This is a genomic window from Caulobacter sp. GW821-FHT11E10 (assembly GCF_058808375.1).
Genome location: NZ_JBXARP010000001.1, coordinates 78109 through 93302, shown reverse-complemented (window position 1 = coordinate 93302; position 15194 = coordinate 78109). Strand labels below are relative to the sequence as shown.

Annotated in this window: 13 protein-coding genes and 1 other RNA gene; 7 read left to right on the top strand and 7 right to left on the bottom strand. The window is 68.4% G+C overall.

The window, feature by feature from the left end:
- Nucleotides 1–75 precede the first annotated feature (75 nt).
- Nucleotides 76–176, bottom strand: an RNA gene (gene ffs / locus AC1RRV_RS00445) — signal recognition particle sRNA small type.
- A gap of 91 nt (nucleotides 177–267) precedes the next feature.
- Here ffs and nudC point away from each other — a divergent pair.
- On the top strand, nucleotides 268–1206 hold the full coding sequence (gene nudC / locus AC1RRV_RS00440; protein WP_492857601.1) for an NAD(+) diphosphatase: 939 nt from the start codon (nucleotides 268–270) through the stop codon (nucleotides 1204–1206).
- A gap of 139 nt (nucleotides 1207–1345) precedes the next feature.
- On the opposite strand, the gene AC1RRV_RS00435 is transcribed toward nudC, so the two are convergent.
- The gene (locus tag AC1RRV_RS00435) at nucleotides 1346–2800 is read right to left on the bottom strand and encodes an AMP nucleosidase (protein ID WP_492857599.1); all 1455 of its coding nucleotides are present in this window, start codon (nucleotides 2798–2800) and stop codon (nucleotides 1346–1348) included.
- Nucleotides 2801–2962: 162 nt separating this feature from the next.
- Here AC1RRV_RS00435 and AC1RRV_RS00430 point away from each other — a divergent pair, with 162 nt between their 5' ends.
- The 3 genes from AC1RRV_RS00430 (at nucleotide 2963) to AC1RRV_RS00420 (ending at nucleotide 6919) form a co-directional block, all read left to right on the top strand.
- On the top strand, nucleotides 2963–4861 hold the full coding sequence (locus AC1RRV_RS00430; RefSeq protein ID WP_492857598.1) for a hypothetical protein: 1899 nt from the start codon (nucleotides 2963–2965) through the stop codon (nucleotides 4859–4861).
- Between the two features lie 193 nt (nucleotides 4862–5054).
- Entirely contained in the window at nucleotides 5055–6314 is a 1260-nt protein-coding gene (locus tag AC1RRV_RS00425) for a dicarboxylate/amino acid:cation symporter (protein ID WP_492857597.1), read from the top strand.
- 158 nt (nucleotides 6315–6472) lie between these two features.
- Nucleotides 6473–6919, top strand: coding sequence for a DUF6491 family protein (locus AC1RRV_RS00420; RefSeq protein WP_492857596.1), 447 nt, complete (start codon nucleotides 6473–6475; stop codon nucleotides 6917–6919).
- Between the two features lie 58 nt (nucleotides 6920–6977).
- Here AC1RRV_RS00420 and AC1RRV_RS00415 read toward each other — a convergent pair whose 3' ends face one another.
- The 4 genes from AC1RRV_RS00415 to AC1RRV_RS00400 form a co-directional block, all read right to left on the bottom strand.
- Nucleotides 6978–7850, bottom strand: a complete 873-nt coding sequence (locus AC1RRV_RS00415; protein WP_492857595.1) for a 2-dehydropantoate 2-reductase — start codon at nucleotides 7848–7850, stop codon at nucleotides 6978–6980.
- 112 nt (nucleotides 7851–7962) lie between these two features.
- Nucleotides 7963–8712 (bottom strand): EF-hand domain-containing protein, encoded by a 750-nt coding sequence (locus AC1RRV_RS00410; RefSeq protein ID WP_492857593.1) that lies wholly within the window; start codon nucleotides 8710–8712, stop codon nucleotides 7963–7965.
- 138 nt (nucleotides 8713–8850) lie between these two features.
- Nucleotides 8851–9570, bottom strand: a complete 720-nt coding sequence (locus AC1RRV_RS00405) for a hypothetical protein (RefSeq protein ID WP_492857591.1) — start codon at nucleotides 9568–9570, stop codon at nucleotides 8851–8853.
- 159 nt (nucleotides 9571–9729) lie between these two features.
- Nucleotides 9730–10767 (bottom strand): ribonucleotide-diphosphate reductase subunit beta, encoded by a 1038-nt coding sequence (locus AC1RRV_RS00400; protein WP_492857590.1) that lies wholly within the window; start codon nucleotides 10765–10767, stop codon nucleotides 9730–9732.
- Nucleotides 10768–10922: 155 nt separating this feature from the next.
- Here AC1RRV_RS00400 and AC1RRV_RS00395 point away from each other — a divergent pair, with 155 nt between their 5' ends.
- From AC1RRV_RS00395 to AC1RRV_RS00385, 3 genes are all read left to right on the top strand, one after another.
- Complete coding sequence (locus AC1RRV_RS00395) at nucleotides 10923–11591, top strand: glutathione S-transferase family protein (protein WP_492858088.1); 669 nt, start codon at nucleotides 10923–10925, stop codon at nucleotides 11589–11591.
- 11 nt (nucleotides 11592–11602) lie between these two features.
- On the top strand, nucleotides 11603–12793 hold the full coding sequence (locus AC1RRV_RS00390; RefSeq protein ID WP_492857589.1) for a sialidase family protein: 1191 nt from the start codon (nucleotides 11603–11605) through the stop codon (nucleotides 12791–12793).
- Nucleotides 12794–13122: 329 nt separating this feature from the next.
- Complete coding sequence (locus tag AC1RRV_RS00385; RefSeq protein ID WP_492857588.1) at nucleotides 13123–14169, top strand: aspartate-semialdehyde dehydrogenase; 1047 nt, start codon at nucleotides 13123–13125, stop codon at nucleotides 14167–14169.
- A gap of 17 nt (nucleotides 14170–14186) precedes the next feature.
- Here the strand turns inward: AC1RRV_RS00385 and AC1RRV_RS00380 are convergent, their stop codons facing one another.
- Entirely contained in the window at nucleotides 14187–15113 is a 927-nt protein-coding gene (locus AC1RRV_RS00380; protein ID WP_492857587.1) for a LysR family transcriptional regulator, read from the bottom strand.
- Nucleotides 15114–15194: the final 81 nt, after the last annotated feature.

Below are 15194 nucleotides of genomic sequence, written 5' to 3'. Positions count from 1 at the left end.
GTGGCGCGCGACGCGCAGCAAAAGCCTCGCCCCGACCGGAGCGCGCATCTGCTGACAGATTTTAGGGGAATAGAGCTAGGTGGAGACCGGCAGCGACCCAGAGCGGATCTCGTTGTGGCTGCTGCCTCTCGGCCCTGACCAGGTTGGCGAGGACTCCGTCCGCACCGATCTCCAAGGCCTATATCGCGACTCATCGCGGCGGATGCAAGGCGCATGACTCATCCGCGACGTCGTGACGAGCGATCATACCCGCGCTAGACAGTCGAAATGCCTCTCTCGATCATCACCAACACCTTCGCCGGCAACCCCTTGAACCGCGACAGCGAGCGTCGTGGGGACGAGGCCTGGCTGGCCGAAAAGCTGGCCGACGCCGAGTCGCTGGCCGTGGCGCTGTGGAACGGCAAGCCGCTGGTCGAGGACGTGCTCGGCGAGGACGGCCAGCCGAGCGGTGTCCAGATCGCCTATCTGCGCGCCGACATGGCCCAGGACCTGGCGGGCAGCCCCGAGAAGCTGCTGTATCTGGGCCTATGGAAGGACATCGCGGTCTTCGCCGTCGATATCGAGGGCGCGGCCGACCCGGCCGAGGGGCCGCTGCAGGGGCTGGGCCGGTTCGAGGAGTTGCGCGGCGTCGCCGCCACCATGCCGCCGGCCGACGCCGGCATCCTGGCCACCGCCAAGTCGATGTTCGAATGGCGCCGCCGCCACCGCTGGTGCAGCGCCTGTGGCCAGAAGACCGAAGTGTCGGACGGCGGCTGGAAGCGCGTCTGCCCGGCTTGCGAGGCCGAGCACTTCCCGCGCACCGATCCGGTGGCGATCATGCTGGCCATCCATGACGGCAAATGCCTGCTGGGTCGCCAGGCGGCCTGGCCCGCGGGCATGTTCTCGGCGCTCGCCGGCTTCATCGAGCCCGGCGAGACCATCGAAGAGGCCTGCGCGCGCGAGCTGCACGAAGAGGCGGGGCTGAAGGCGACCGCCGTCCGCTACCACTCCAGCCAGCCTTGGCCGTGGCCCTCGTCGCTGATGATGGGCCTGATGGCCGACGTCGACAGCGCCGACGCCGCCCCGGACCAGACCGAGCTGGAAGAGGTCCGCTGGTTCACCAAGGACGAGGCCGCCCTGCTGCTGAAGGGCGAGCTGGAAGGCCTGTTCATGCCCCCGCCCCTGGCGATCGCGCACCAGCTGATCAAGGCCTGGGCGGAGGAGTAGGCGGCCGAGAGATGCTCCCCCGCGAGCGGGGGAGCTGTCGCGGAGCGACTGAGGGGGCTAATGCGGCATTCGCACAGCCTGCCCCCTCCGGCCCTCTGGGCCACCTCCCCCGCAACGCGGGGGAGGAGCTAGAAACACATCACCTGAACGGCGGCTCGTCGAAGGCCCGCAGTTTCCGCGAGTGCAGGTTCGGCCCCTCGGCGTGCAGCAGTTTGCAGGCCATGATGCCGATCTGCAGGTGCTGGCTGATCGCCCGCTCGTAGAAGGCGTTGGCCTGGCCGGGCAGCTTGATCTCGCCGTGCAGCGGCTTGTCCGACACGCACAGCAGCGTCCCGTAGGGCACTCGGAAGCGATAGCCCTGGGCCGAGATCGTCGCCGACTCCATGTCGATGGCCACGGCCCGGCTCTGGTTGAAGCGCAGGGCCGAGAGGCTGTGGCGCAGTTCCCAGTTGCGGTCGTCGGTGGTGACCACGGTGCCCGTGCGCAGGCGCTTCTTCAGCTGGTCGCCGCTGTCGCCGCTGATCGCCTTGGCCGCGTCGTAGAGGGCGCGCTGCACCTCGGCGATCGACGGCACCGGAATCTCCGGCGGCAACACGGCGTCCAGCACATGGTCGTCGCGCAGATAAGCATGGGCCAGGACGTAGTCGCCGATCGTCTGGGTGTCGCGAAGACCGCCGCAGTGACCGATCATCAGCCAGGCCTGGGGACGCAGCACGGCCAGGTGGTCGCAGATGGTCTTGGCGTTCGACGGGCCGACGCCGATGTTCAGCAGGGTCACGCCCGAGCCACCGGGGGCCATCAGGTGGTAGGCCGGCATCTGGTGCTTGCGCCAGCTCGACTCCGCCACCGCCAGTTCCGGATTGACGGTGTTGGCGGTGATGGTCAGTCCGCCCGAGCAGGACAGCGCCGTATAGGGGCTGTCGGGCGCCTTGAGCTGCTCGATGCCCCAGCGGACGAACTCATCGACATAGCGATGGTAGTTCGTGAACAGGATGAACTGCTGCACGTCCTCGGCCGGAGCGCCGGTGTAGTGCTTCAGGCGCGCCAGCGAAAAGTCGGTGCGCAGGCCGTCGAACAGCGACAGCGGCCGGGTCTCTTCCAGCGCCGGATTCCAGACCCCGTCGGCGATCTCGTCGCCGATGAAAGCCAGGTCCGTGGTCGGGAAGAAGCGGGCGATGTCCTCGCTGCGCACGTCGGCCTGGTTCAGGTCGATGGTGGCGTCCAGCACATAGGGATACGGGATCTCCTGGTTGGAGCGCTCGACCTCGATCTCGACCTCGAAGTCATCCATCAGCAGGGTCAGCTGCTCGACCAGATAGTCGCGGAACTGGGCCGGCTTGGTGACCGTGGCCGAATAGACGCCGGGACGGCTGACGCGGGCGTACGAACGGGCCAGCTTGGGCGGCAGGGCCTCGGGATCATAGGTCAGGCGCAGCTCGGGATAGGCGAAGGTCCCGTCGAACCGCTGCTGCGGGTCAGGACGCGTTCCGTGTTCCAGATAGGCCTTGAGGGCGGTCCGAAGGGCGCCGACGGCGCGTTCGTATTCGTCATTCAGCCGTTCGACGACGGCGATTGCTTTTTCTTGGTTTGACATGGGTCCTTATAACGACGTTTCGCGACATTGGCGAGACATCGGGCCCGGAAATGAGAATGATTTATTACTTGCTCGCGATGAAGGCGCCGGCGCCCAAGATGGCAACTTCCCGCACCCGCCCCATCTGATACCGTTGTTACGGGGAACTCAGGGGGCTCTCGCATGACCGACGCCGCGACGCCGGCGGGCCGCAAACGCGCCCGCCGCAAGGCCAGCGCCGCCCCGCCGACCACGCCCGACGCGATCGAAATCGCCATGGAGACCGAAGCGTCCGGCAAGGTCCCAACCAGCGCCGCCCGGCGGGTCCTGGAACGACAGGCTCAGTTGATCGGCTGGCAAATCGCCAGCGAGCGCGCCAGCTTCGTCCTGAAGATGCTGACCGGGCTGGCCGGTATTGTCGCCGCCGGAGCGGTCATCACGGTTCTCTGGATGGCCGGGCAGTATCGCGGCGTGACGGTCCAACCCTTTTCGACGCCGCCGGACTTGCAGGCCCAAGGCCTGACCGGCGCCACGATCGCCAGCCGGCTGCTGGATAAGCTGACCGCCCTGCAGGCTGACACCCTGTCCATGCGGGCAGCCAACAGTTTCGCCAACAGTTGGAGCGACGACATCCAGGTCGAGATCCCGCGGACCGGCGTGTCGGCCGGCGAGCTGTGGCGTTTCCTGCGGGGCTGGCTGGGCGAAGAGGTCACGATCAGCGGCGAGGTGATCCGCACCCCGTCCGGCCTGCGAGTCAACGCCCGCGCGGGCGGGCAGTCGACGCCCCTGATCACGGGCTCCGAAGCCGAGCTGGAGGCCATGCTCGACCAGGTCGCCGAGGCCATCTACGCCAAGACCCAGCCCTACCGATACTCGATCTATCTGAGCCGCAGAGGCCGCAACGAAGAGGCGCTCAAGGCCTTGGAGGCGCTGACGCGGACGGGCGACGCCACGGACCGCAAATGGGCCAATGCCGGCTGGGCGTTGACACTGACCGGGGCCGGGCGCGCCGAGGAGAGCATCGAGAAGGCCAATGCGAGCCTGGCCATCGATCCCAAGTTTGGCCTGGCCCACGCCAATCGCAGCGGCGCCGAAGTGCTCCTGGGCTGGGCGGAACAGGCCTATCTCGACAACAAGACCAGCGTCCAAAACCTGCGCGACGGCCGCGATGTCGATAGCCTGCTCGCCGCCCCGTTCTTGATCCAACAACGCGCCGCGGTCAGCGCCGCCGAGCATGACTACGCCTCCGCCGCGACGCTCTCGCACCAGGCCGCCGCCCAGGACGCCGTCATGGCCCGAGGCGCGTGGATATACGAGGTGTTCGCGAGGCTAGGCCTGCACGATCCTTCCGGAGCCCGGCGGCTGGTGCGCGGCAAGTTCCTGAGCCCCGGAGAAGCCCAGCTTTGGCGCGATGAGATCGACTATCGCACGGCCCTGGCGCTTGAGGATTGGCCAGCGGCGGCCCAGGCCATGCGGCGCGCCGATGCGACCTACGCCAAGTCGAAGGCGCTCTTCTACCAACGCTTTCGACGGCGCGTGGCCCAGCCGCAGCTGGCCCTGGCCTTGGCGCGGACCGGCGACCTGGACGGCGCCAAGGCGGCGCTCGCCGGCGCGCCCACGGATTCGTACTGGGTGGTGATCGCCAAGGGCCAGGTCGCCGGTCTGTCCGGCGACGTCCTCGCATCAGAGCGCTGGTTCGCCAAGGCCGCGGCCCAAGCGCCAAGCCTGGCCGACGCCGAGCAGGCCTGGGGCCGGGCCAGACTGGATCGCCGCGACGCGGCCGGCGCCATCGCGCAATTCAAGGCCGCTCACCGCAAGGCGCCGCTCTGGGCCGACCCCTTGAAGCTTTGGGGCGACGCCTTGGCGCTCCAGGGCGACCATCGCGCCGCCGCGCGAAAATACGCCGAGGCCGCCAAGCGGGCGCCGCGCTGGGGCGCGCTCCACCTAGCCTGGGGTCGCGCCCTGCTCGCTCAAGGACGACACGCTGAGGCCGAGGCCAAACTCCGCCTCGCCGCCTCGCTCGACCTGTCGCCCAAGGACCGCGCCGCCATCGACCGGTTGCTGATCGCGAAGGCGTCTTAGGTGTCTCGTTCTCGCCGACCAGCGCGAAGGGCATGGACGAACCCGCGTTCGTCGGCCACAAGGAACGGAAAATGCCATGATGCGGGCAAATGGCGGCGAGCGGGGTCTCGTCCGTCATCCAAGCATCGGGGCGCGTCGTAGAAAACTCGCGTCGACATAAGGACGTCGCGCCAATGGCGCTCGAGGGGACCTCATGAACAAGCGTTTCGCTTTGCTTATCATCGCGGCCATGGTGCTGGGCGTCGCGGTCGGCTGGGGCATCAACCAGACGATGGACCCGGTCGCCGCCAAGGCCGCCGCCGGCAACCTGTCGCTGATCACCGACATCTTCCTGCGCCTGATCAAGATGATCATCGCGCCGCTGGTCTTCACCACCCTGGTGGCCGGCATCGCCCACATGGAAGACGCCGCCGCCGTCGGCCGCATCGGCGCCAAGACCATGGTGTGGTTCATCAGCGCCTCGGCCGTGTCGCTGCTGCTGGGCCTGCTGATGGTCCACCTGCTGCATCCGGGCGCCGGCCTGAACCTGACCGAGATGTCGACCTCGGCCGCGCCCGCCGCGACCACCGAAGCCTTCACCCTGAAGGGCTTCATCACCCACCTGGTGCCGGTCTCTATCTTCGACGCCATGGCCAAGAACGAGATCCTGCAGATCGTCGTCTTCTCGCTGTTCGTCGGCACGGCCGTCGCCTCGCTGGACAACAAGGCGCCGCAGATCCTGGAACTGGCCGAGCAGGCCGCCTCGGTGATGCTGAAGGTCACCAACTTCGTCATGAAGCTGGCCCCGCTGGCCATCTTCGCGGCCCTGGCCTCGACCATCGCCACCCAGGGCCTGTCGATGCTGGCCGTCTACGGCAAGTTCGTGCTGGGCTTCTACGCCACCATGGGCACGCTGTGGCTGATCCTGTTCGCCGCCGGCGCCCTGGTGCTGGGCAAGCGCGTGATCCCGCTGTTCGGCATCATCCGCGACCCGGCCCTGCTGGCCTTCTCGACCGCCTCGTCGGAAGCCGCCTATCCGCGCATCCTCGACAGCCTGCCCAAGGTGGGCGTGCGCCGCCGCATCGTCTCGTTCGTCCTGCCGTTGGGCTATTCGTTCAATCTCGACGGCTCGATGCTCTACTGCACCTTCGCCACCATGTTCATCATGCAGGCCCATGGCGTGCACCTGTCGATCCAGCAGCAGATCTTCATGCTGCTGCTGCTGATGGTGACTTCCAAGGGCATCGCCGGCGTGCCGCGCGCCTCGCTGGTGGTGATCATGGCCACCCTGACCTATTTCGGCCTGCCGGAAGGCTGGATCGCGCTGGTCCTCGGCGTCGACCACCTGCTGGACATGGGCCGCTCGGCCACCAACGTCGTCGGCAACAGCGTCGCCGCCGCCGTGGTCGCCAAGTGGGAGGGCGAACTGGACGATATCGTCCCGGACGAAGAGGCCGAGCCCGCCAAGGCCTAGCGCCGGCCTGAAACCCTTAGCCCGCAAGGGCTGGACGAGAGCCCGCCTCCACCTCGGAGGCGGGCTTTTTCGTGTACAGTTTCAAATGTACAGTAAAAACTTGACAAGCCCCGGGAGAGGTCCAATCTCTTGATGCGAGGGACTATTAGGACGACGTCATGAGCAAGATCACCCACATCGCGCGCGCAGCGCTGATCGGGCTCGCCATCGCGGGCCCCATGGCGCTTGGGGGGGCCAACTTCGCTTCGGCCCAGGGCTCGGCCCCGGCCGCCGAGAGCACGGCCAAGCCGGCTAAGGCGCCCCGCCAATGCTTCTACCTGTCCGACTGGCGCGGCTGGACCGCTCCGGACAAGGACACCCTGTACATGAAGGTCCGTGGTCGCGACGTCTATCGCGTCGACCTGGCCTACGGCTCCAACCAGCTGACCTGGCCGGGCACGCACCTGGTCTCGGTGATCCGCGGTCCCGACAGCGTCTGCCACCCGCTGGACCTGGACTTGCGCGTCTCGGACGGCTTCGGCATGCCCATCCCGATCCGGGCCAAGACCATTACCAAGCTGACCCCGGAAGAGATCAAGGCGCTGCCCAAGAAGTACCAGCCCTAAACGCTGGCGCTCTCGAAAACCTGAAGCGGCCGCGCTCCCGAGCGCGGCCGTTTTCGTATCAGCCCGCCGCCGCGTTCAGCAGGGCCACGATCATGGCGTTGGCCGGGGTGGCGATCCCGTGCGCCGCGCCCTTGCGGACGATCACGCCGTTGCGGGCGTCCAGCTCCATCGGCCGGCCGGCGGCGCGGTCGGCGTGCAGGGAGTTCATCGAGTCCGGCGCGTGCGTGCGGTAGCCGGCGATCACCTGGTCAGCCAGGTCGTCCGAGAGATCCGCCCCCTCGGCCCGCCCCACCGCCACGCACTCGCGCACCAGGGCTCGCATGACCTCCGCCGCGCCCTCGTCGTGGGCGACCTTGGCCGGCTGCAGGGTCAGGGCGTTGACCGCCCCGGCGCAATTCAGGGCCAGCTTCTTCCAGGCCTCGGTGGTGAAGTTGGTCACCACCTGGATCTCGATCGGCGTGGGGGCGAACAGGGCGGCGAAGGCCTCCCCCGCCGCGCCGGCCGGGACCTTGATCCACCCGTTGCGCCGCTGCAGCACGCGCCCTGGGGCCGAGCGCTCGGCCGGGATGTCGACCACCGCCGGGACGAGGTTCTCGGCCGCGACTTTCCCTTCGAAGGGGACGGTGTGCTCGACGCCGTTGCGGAGGATCGCCACCCGCGTGCCGGGCCCGACGAGGACATTGAGCCAGGCCCAGGTCGCGTCGGTGTGATAGGTCTTGGTCGCCACCAGCACCCAATCGGCGGGTTCAAGACCCGCTGGCGAGGTCGCCACGCGCGGGGCGGCCGTGATCGGCCCCTCGGGCGTCTCGACCGCCAGGCTCTCGAAGGGTGTGCGGACGCAGACCGTCACCGCGTGAGCGGGGTTCTGGGCCAGCCACGCGGCCACCGTGCCGCCGACGGCGCCCGGGCCGATCACCGCGATGGTCGTCATAGTGGAGCTCCGTCCTTGCGTCGGCCTCTCCTAGAGCGCCATCGCGACGGGGTCACGAACTTCGTGGACCGACCAGACCGGGCGGAGGGGGGACCGCCGCCCGGCGCCTTCGTCAGGCGGGCGTCATCTCCTCGACCGTGAGGAAGCCGTCGCGATCGACGTCCAGCCCCTCGAAGCGATCGCTGGCCTTCTTGCGCATCCCCGCTACGGCCGCGTCGACGACGGCATCCGGCGCCTTGGTCTTCATCTGGGCCAGGGCCGCGTCTGGGATCGTCGAGCCCTCGACGTACTCGGCCCGGGTCAGGCGCTTGTCGGCGTCGCGGTCGCCCATCCGGACGATGGCCATGGCCGCGCCGACCCGCATCACCCGATATTCCTGGAAGCTCAGCTTGCCGTCGCCATCGCTGTCGAGCCGGCCGAACACCTCGGCGTCGCCACCCTTGGCCAGCCGCCAGCCTTTGGCTGCGGGCTTGGGCTCCGAGGATCCCATCCGCATCGAATAGATCACCCCGTCGTCGGGGCGCTTGAATTCCTTGAGGACGACGACGCCATCCTTGTCGGCGTCCATGGCCGCGAAGTCGCCGCGCAGGCTGGTCGCCTGGCTGGCCTGCGGCGTCAGGGTCACGGCGAGGCCCAGCAGGGCGGCGGCCGCGACGGTGGGATAGACGAAGGTTCTGCGGATCATGACGGCTCTTTCCGATGTGAGGATTTCCACCGGACGCGCCAGATAGCTTTCGATGAAGTCGCGCAGGACGTCGCTCGCCGGCCGGTTCTCGTCCTCGCACCGCCGCATGAAGTCGCGCTTCATGCCGTGGGGGAGACGCACCTGCAGGGTTTCCGATTTCTTGGGCTTGCGGTTCATCGTGACAAAGGTTTCTGGCGTTCCGGAGCCCCAGGCAAGCCCCGATCGCCGCCGACCGAAACAAGGAAGCCGTCCTGACGCCAGCGCGAATTTGTACGTACACGCGATTGCGGGCCCGCGCGGTCACCGCCGCGCCGGTTAGCGCTTGTGGACGCTGGCCTCGGGCGTGAAGAAGCTGCCCTGCAACGGCACATAGCAAGGCGTCTTGCCCAGACGCACCATGCCCTGGCGATCCTTCTCCTTGCGGCCGGCCCCGAACGAGACCGAGCAGTTCAGTCCCCGGAAATAGGCTACGCCGCCCGGGGTCACGGCCGCCGGCTGCGGATCGCCATAGGAGCGCCCCGAAGCCCCCGCCGCCGCGACCTCCGCGTAATAGGCCCGTTTCCCGGGATCCATGGGCGCGGCGTAGCTGGGCGCGTTGGCGTCCAGCTTGCCCAGCCGCTCCTCGCAGGCCTCGCGTTCCTGGCGGGTCCGAGACGCCGCCCGCGTGCAGCCAGCGCCGGCCCGAAGCGCGGCGCGCAGGTTCTCCGGGGCAGGCGCGCCGGACCCGCTAGTCGGCGGCATGGGGATCGGCCCAACGCCTTCGGGCGAAGGCGGGAGGGACCGAGCATCGTTCTCGACCCGGCGCGGCGCGGGCGCGACAACGCCAGCGGCGGTCGGACGCGCGCCGAGCTTCGGGAGCTTGAGACGCTCCGGCGTCGCGGGCTTGATCAGCGCGACGGACATCGAGGAAGGATCGGGACCATTGGCGAACAGGTTCGGCTCAACGGGCCGGGCCAGCCAGCCCAACAGGGCCGCGTGCAGCGCCAACGAAAGCGCTGCGATCAGCCCTAGCCGTCGCCGTCGAATGACCGCCATCCCGTCGCCCCAACCCGAAGCTGCGAGACTGCTCTTTCAGTTGTGTCCGAAGCGGGGCCGCACCAAGGCGACGGTCAGGCCACCGCCCCGAAACGACGAAGGGCGAGACCCGGCTTCCGCCAAGTCCCGCCCTTCACCTACGCCCACAAGAAAGGGCTCTTATTCCGCCGGCAGGTTCTCGCCGCGCTTGGCCAGCATCTGGTCGAAGCTGGACCAGACGCCCTCGCCGCCGTGCCACTGACCCTTGGTCGCGGCCTTCGAGTACTCGGTCGCCCGGGCCTCGAAGAAGTTGGCGTGCTCGACGCCCGACAGCAGCGACTGCAGCCAGGGCAGCGGGTTTTCCTTCACGCCATACACTTCCGGCAGGTGCAGCTGGCGCAGGCGCCAGTCGGCGATGAAGCGGATGTACTTCTTGATGTCGTCCGGGGTCATGCCCTGGATCTCGCCGGCCTCGAAGGCCAGGTCGATGAAGTTGTCTTCCATGGTGACCACGGTCTTGCAGCAGTCGACGATGTCGTCGGCCACGGCCTTGGTCACGCACTTCGTCTCGGCGTTGAACGCGTGGTAGAGCTTGATGATGCCTTCGCAGTGCAGGCTCTCGTCGCGGATCGACCACGAGACGATCTGGCCCATGCCCTTCATCTTGTTGAAGCGCGGGAAGTTCATCAGCATCGCGAACGAGGCGAACAGCTGCAGGCCTTCGGTGAAGCCGCCGAACATGGCCAGGGTGCGGGCGATGTCGGCATTGGTCTCAACGCCAAACTTCTGCATGAAGTCGTGCTTGTCGCGCATGGCCTGGTATTCCATGAACGCGCCGAACTCGCTTTCCGGCATGCCGATGGTCTCAAGCAGCAGCGCGTAGGCCGCGATATGGATGGTCTCCATATTGGCGAACGACGACAGCATCATCTTCACTTCGGTCGGTTTGAACACCCGGCCGTAGCGTTCCATGTAGTTGTCGGCGACCTCGATGTCCGACTGGGTGAAGAAGCGGAAGATCTGCGTCAGCAGGTTCCGTTCCTTGTCGTTCAGCTTGACGGCCCAGTCCTTGAGGTCCTCGCCCAGCGGCACCTCTTCGGGCATCCAGTGGACCTGCTGCTGCTTCTTCCAGAAGTCGTAGGCCCACGGATAGCGGAACGGCTTGTAGGCGCCGGAGGGGGTCAGGAGGCCGGGCGTGGTGATCAGCTTGGCGGACATGAGCGAACCCTGGAGGCGAGACTGGTGGGCCAGAATCGTGGAGCGACGATAAGCTCATTCACACTAGCAAAGCCCTCGGGTTCATCTAGTGGTCCTGGTGTCGCAGTCACACAAGATGTTGTGAGTGTGGTGTGGATAAGTCGGAGAGCTCGACCATGACGGCCTATCGGATTTTCAGCGCTCTGGGCTCCGGCGGCGTGCCTGTCGAGGCCGCTATGTCCTTGATCGGCCTACCCTATGAGGTGGTCGAGGCTCCGACCTGGGAGGGCGAGGCGCAGCAGGCCAAGGTCGCCGTGGTCAACCCGCTGAAGCAGATCCCGGCCCTGGTCACGCCCGAGGGCGAGACCATCACCGAGAGCGCCGCCATGCTGATCTGGCTGGCCGACAGGTTCCCCGAGGCCAAGCTCGGTCCGGCCATTGAGGCCCCCGAGCGCGCCCAGTTCCTGCGCTGGATGACGTTCATCCCGGCCTCGATCTATTCGCTGTTCTGGGTGCGCGACGATCCCTCGCGCCTGGGCGGGCCCGATCCCGAGGTCCAGGCCCGGATCAAGGCCGCCACCGCCGAGCGCGTCCTCGATTGCTGGGCGATGATGGAGAGCCAGCTCACCCCCGGCCGCTACCTCCTCGGTGACGAGCTGAGCGTGCTCGACCTCTATGTCACCGTCGTCAGCCGCTGGGGCCCGCGCCGGGTGCGATTCTACGAGGTCGCCCCGCGCATGGGCGAGGTGGTCAAGCGCGTCGACGCCGACCCGCGCCTGGCGGACTTCTGGTCCAAACGCTTTCCGTTCTTCGAGGGCTGGGAACGGCTGGGGCAGCAGGCCTAGTGACCGCCCTCATGCTGAAGACGATCGTGATCAGGAGCCTGGCGGCCGGGGCGGCGATGCTCCTCATGGGCGCGGCCCAGACGCAGGACGCGCCCTATGCGGTGGCGCCAAGCCTGTTCCAGCCGAACCTTCCGGACCTTGGCCTGAAGCCGGCGCCGGGCGCGGAGACCTTCACCGTCTTCGCGCCGACCGCGACGACGGACCGGTTCAGCAACGGCGTCGTGCTGATCCCGTTCAAGGGCCGTCTCTACGCCCAGTGGCAGAGCTCGGCGCGCGACGAGGATTCCGCCGACACCTGGGTGGCCTACAGCGTCAGCGGCAACGGCCAGACCTGGAGCGCCCCGAAGGCCCTGGCCCCAGCCGGCGAACGCGGGCTGATGCGGTCCAGCGGCGGCTGGTGGACGGACGGCAAGACCCTGGTCGCCTACGCCAATGTCTGGCCGGAGGGCTTCCAGTCGGGCGCCGGCGGCTATGCCGAATATCGCACCAGCCGCGACGGCCGGACCTGGAGCGCGCCGCGCCGGGTGATGGGCGCGGACGGCCGCTCGGTCGAGGGCGTCATCGAGCAGGACCCGCATCGGATCGACGGCCGGGTGCTGACCGCCTTCCACCTGCGCCCCGGCATGATCGCCAAGCCGTTCTTCACCGACGATCCCCTGGGCGTCGCCGGCTGGACCGAGGGGCGGATGACCAACCTGCCGCGCGATGCGGCCAATGCCGCCGCGCCGCACGAGCGCCGGCTCAGCCGCGAGATCGAGCCCAGCCTGTTCCGCCGCGCCGACGGCTGCCTGGTCATGGTGTTCCGCGACGAACAGCTGAGCTTCCGCCAGCTGGCGGCGGAAAGCTGCGACCGGGGCGTGACCTGGACCACGCCCGCCCTGACCGCGATGCCGGACGCCCGGGCCAAGCAGTCCGCCGGCAACCTGCCCGGCGGGGCGGCCTATCTGGTCAACACGCCCAACAGCGACCGCCCGCGCATGCCCCTGGCGGTGACCCTCAGCCCGGACGGGCGCCTCTTCGATCGCAGCTGGCTGCTCCGCGGCCAAGGCGACCTGCAGCCCCTGCGGTTCGAGGGCAAGTACAAGCGGCCAGGCTACCACTACCCCAAGAGCGTGATCTGGAACGGCCACCTCTACATCGGCTACGCGGCCAACAAGGAGGACGTCCAGGTGACGCGGGTTCCGGTCGGGTCGCTACGGTGAGAGGCGGACTCCTTCTCGGTGAGAAGGCGGACCATTTCGACAGGTCAGGGCACGTTGTTGCCCCGGCAAGCGCCCCTGGCTGGTCGCGGACGCATCATTATTCCCCGCCCCGCCCCTTTACGCGCGCCCGCTCCCCCGCTAAAAGCCCCGCCGATGCAGTTTCGCGCCACCACGATTATTACCCCGAAAACGACCCGCTGCGGCGGGGCGTGGTCGGGTGTGCGCGCGAACTAGCGAGCATCCCACCAGCCCCGCCGATGCGCGGGGCGGCTCTCACACCAAGAGACCTCTAGCTCCCGCGCCTCCGCACTTTCAGGAGACGTAGACCCGTGAGCTTCAAGTTTTCCCGAACCAATCCGCCGCGTGTCGGCGTCGTCGGCGCCACCGGCCTGGTCGGCGGCATGATGCGCGAGCTGCTGGCCGAGCGGGACTTCCCGCTGGCGCAACTGCGCCTGTTCGCCTCGGCCCGCTCGGCCGGGACCAAGGTCGAGTTCAAGGGGACGCAGGTCGTGGTCGAGGACGCCTCGACCGCCGACTTCGCCGGCCTGGACATCGTGTTCTTCTCGGCAGGCGGCGACACCTCGCGCGTGCTGGCTCCCAAGGCCGCCGCGGCCGGGGCCGTGGTGATCGACAACTCGTCGGCCTGGCGCAGCGATCCCGACGTCCCGCTGGTGGTGGCCGAGGTCAATCCGCACGCTCTGGCCAACATCCCCAAGGGCATCGTCGCCAACCCCAACTGCACCACCATGGCCGCCATGCCGGCCCTGAAGCCGCTGCATGACAAGGCGGGCCTGAAGCGCCTGACCGTCAGCACCTACCAGGCCGCCTCCGGCGGCGGGGTCGAGGGCATCCAGGTACTGTCCGAGCAGCTGCGAGCTGGCGCCGCCGGCGACCTGGACGGCCTAGCCCAGTCGCCCGACGCCGCGCCCCTGCCCGCCCCCCGCAAGTGGGCCGTGCCGCTGGCCTACAACGTCGTGCCGCTGAACTACGTGCTGGGCGAGGACGGCTACACCGAGGAAGAGCTGAAGCTGCGCGACGAGAGCCGCAAGATCCTCGAGATCCCCGGCCTGCCGGTCAGCGGCACCTGCGTGCGCGTGCCGGTCTTCACCGGCCACTCGCTGTCGATCAACGCCGAGTTCGAGCGCCCGCTGTCCGTGGCCGAGGCGACCGCGCTGCTGGCCGCCGCGCCGGGCGTGGTGCTGGACGATGTGCCCAACCCGCTGGCCGCCACCGGCCAGGATCCGGTGTTCGTCGGCCGCATCCGCCCCGACCCCACCGTGGCCCACGGCCTGGCGCTGTTCGTGGTCGGCGACAACCTGCGCAAGGGGGCGGCTCTGAACGCGGTGCAGATCGCGGAAGTGATGCTGGACGCTTAAATGTCGAAGGGCGGGCGCTACGGCGTCCGCCCCATCGGCCAATCCACGTCGACCTCCGCCGCCAGGAAGTCGATGAACGCCCGCACCCGCGCCGGCAGCGGCCCGGCGTGCCCCACATAGACGGCGCTGATCGTCTCGACGTCGCCGGAGTTGAAGTCCTCCAGCACCGGAACCAGCCGCCCCGCCGCGATGTCGTCCGCGATGTGAAACATGGAAAGCCGCGTGATCCCCTGCCCCGCCAGGGCCAGCCGCGCGGCGCTCTCGCCGTCGCCGACCATGGCCCGGCCGTGGGCCGGATAGCAGACCCTCAGCCCCTCGACCGTGAACGGCCACTCGTCGCAATGGCGGGCGAAGTTGAAGACGATCAGGTCGTGGCCGGCCAGGTCGTCGGGATGGGCCGGCGTCCCACGCCGCGCCAGATAGTCGGGCGAGGCGACCAGCGCCATGCGGCTGTCGCCCAGCTTTTTCGCCACCAGCTGCGAGGGCCGCAGCGGCCCGACCCGGATCGCCAGCTCGGCCCGTTCGTCCAAGAGATCGATGACCTGGTCCGTGAGAGTGACATCGACCTGCACCTCGGGATTGGCCGCCGTGAACCTCGGGATCAGGGCCAGCAGGTGATGCAGGCCGAACGGGACGTTGGAATTGATCCGCAGCCGCCCCTTGGGCACGGCGCAGGCGGCGACCGAGCGCTCGGCCTCGTCCAGGTCGGCCAGCACCCGCAGCGCCCGCTCGTGGAAGGTCATGCCCTCGGCGGTGAGCTGCAGCTTGCGGGTCGAGCGCACGACGAGGCGCGAGCCCAGCCGGGCCTCCAGCCGGGCCACCAGCTTGCTGACCGCCGACGGACTCATCGACAGCGCCTTGGCGGCGGCGGTGAAGCCGCCCTCCTCCACGACCCGGGCGAAGACCTCCATCTCGCCGGAGCGGTTGATGTCCGAGCGCGCCATCGTGCCCTCAAGTCACAAGTGAAGTTCCTGACGGCAATCTAATTCATCGAAGGACCAGGCGCCATCTGACAGCTCGACACC

Excerpts from the sequence above, each read along its gene's own strand:
- AC1RRV_RS00380 (WP_492857587.1), bottom strand. The coding sequence starts at position 15,113 with ATGGCGCGCTCGGACATCAACCGCTCCGGCGAGATGGAGGTCTTCGCC.
- AC1RRV_RS00405 (WP_492857591.1), bottom strand. The coding sequence starts at position 9,570 with ATGGCGGTCATTCGACGGCGACGGCTAGGGCTGATCGCAGCGCTTTCG.
- nudC (WP_492857601.1), top strand. The coding sequence starts at position 268 with ATGCCTCTCTCGATCATCACCAACACCTTCGCCGGCAACCCCTTGAAC.
- AC1RRV_RS00435 (WP_492857599.1), bottom strand. The coding sequence starts at position 2,800 with ATGTCAAACCAAGAAAAAGCAATCGCCGTCGTCGAACGGCTGAATGAC.
- AC1RRV_RS00425 (WP_492857597.1), top strand. The coding sequence starts at position 5,055 with ATGAACAAGCGTTTCGCTTTGCTTATCATCGCGGCCATGGTGCTGGGC.
- AC1RRV_RS00420 (WP_492857596.1), top strand. The coding sequence starts at position 6,473 with ATGAGCAAGATCACCCACATCGCGCGCGCAGCGCTGATCGGGCTCGCC.
- AC1RRV_RS00430 (WP_492857598.1), top strand. The coding sequence starts at position 2,963 with ATGACCGACGCCGCGACGCCGGCGGGCCGCAAACGCGCCCGCCGCAAG.
- AC1RRV_RS00415 (WP_492857595.1), bottom strand. The coding sequence starts at position 7,850 with ATGACGACCATCGCGGTGATCGGCCCGGGCGCCGTCGGCGGCACGGTG.
- AC1RRV_RS00390 (WP_492857589.1), top strand. The coding sequence starts at position 11,603 with ATGCTGAAGACGATCGTGATCAGGAGCCTGGCGGCCGGGGCGGCGATG.
- AC1RRV_RS00395 (WP_492858088.1), top strand. The coding sequence starts at position 10,923 with ATGACGGCCTATCGGATTTTCAGCGCTCTGGGCTCCGGCGGCGTGCCT.
- AC1RRV_RS00400 (WP_492857590.1), bottom strand. The coding sequence starts at position 10,767 with ATGTCCGCCAAGCTGATCACCACGCCCGGCCTCCTGACCCCCTCCGGC.
- AC1RRV_RS00410 (WP_492857593.1), bottom strand. The coding sequence starts at position 8,712 with ATGAACCGCAAGCCCAAGAAATCGGAAACCCTGCAGGTGCGTCTCCCC.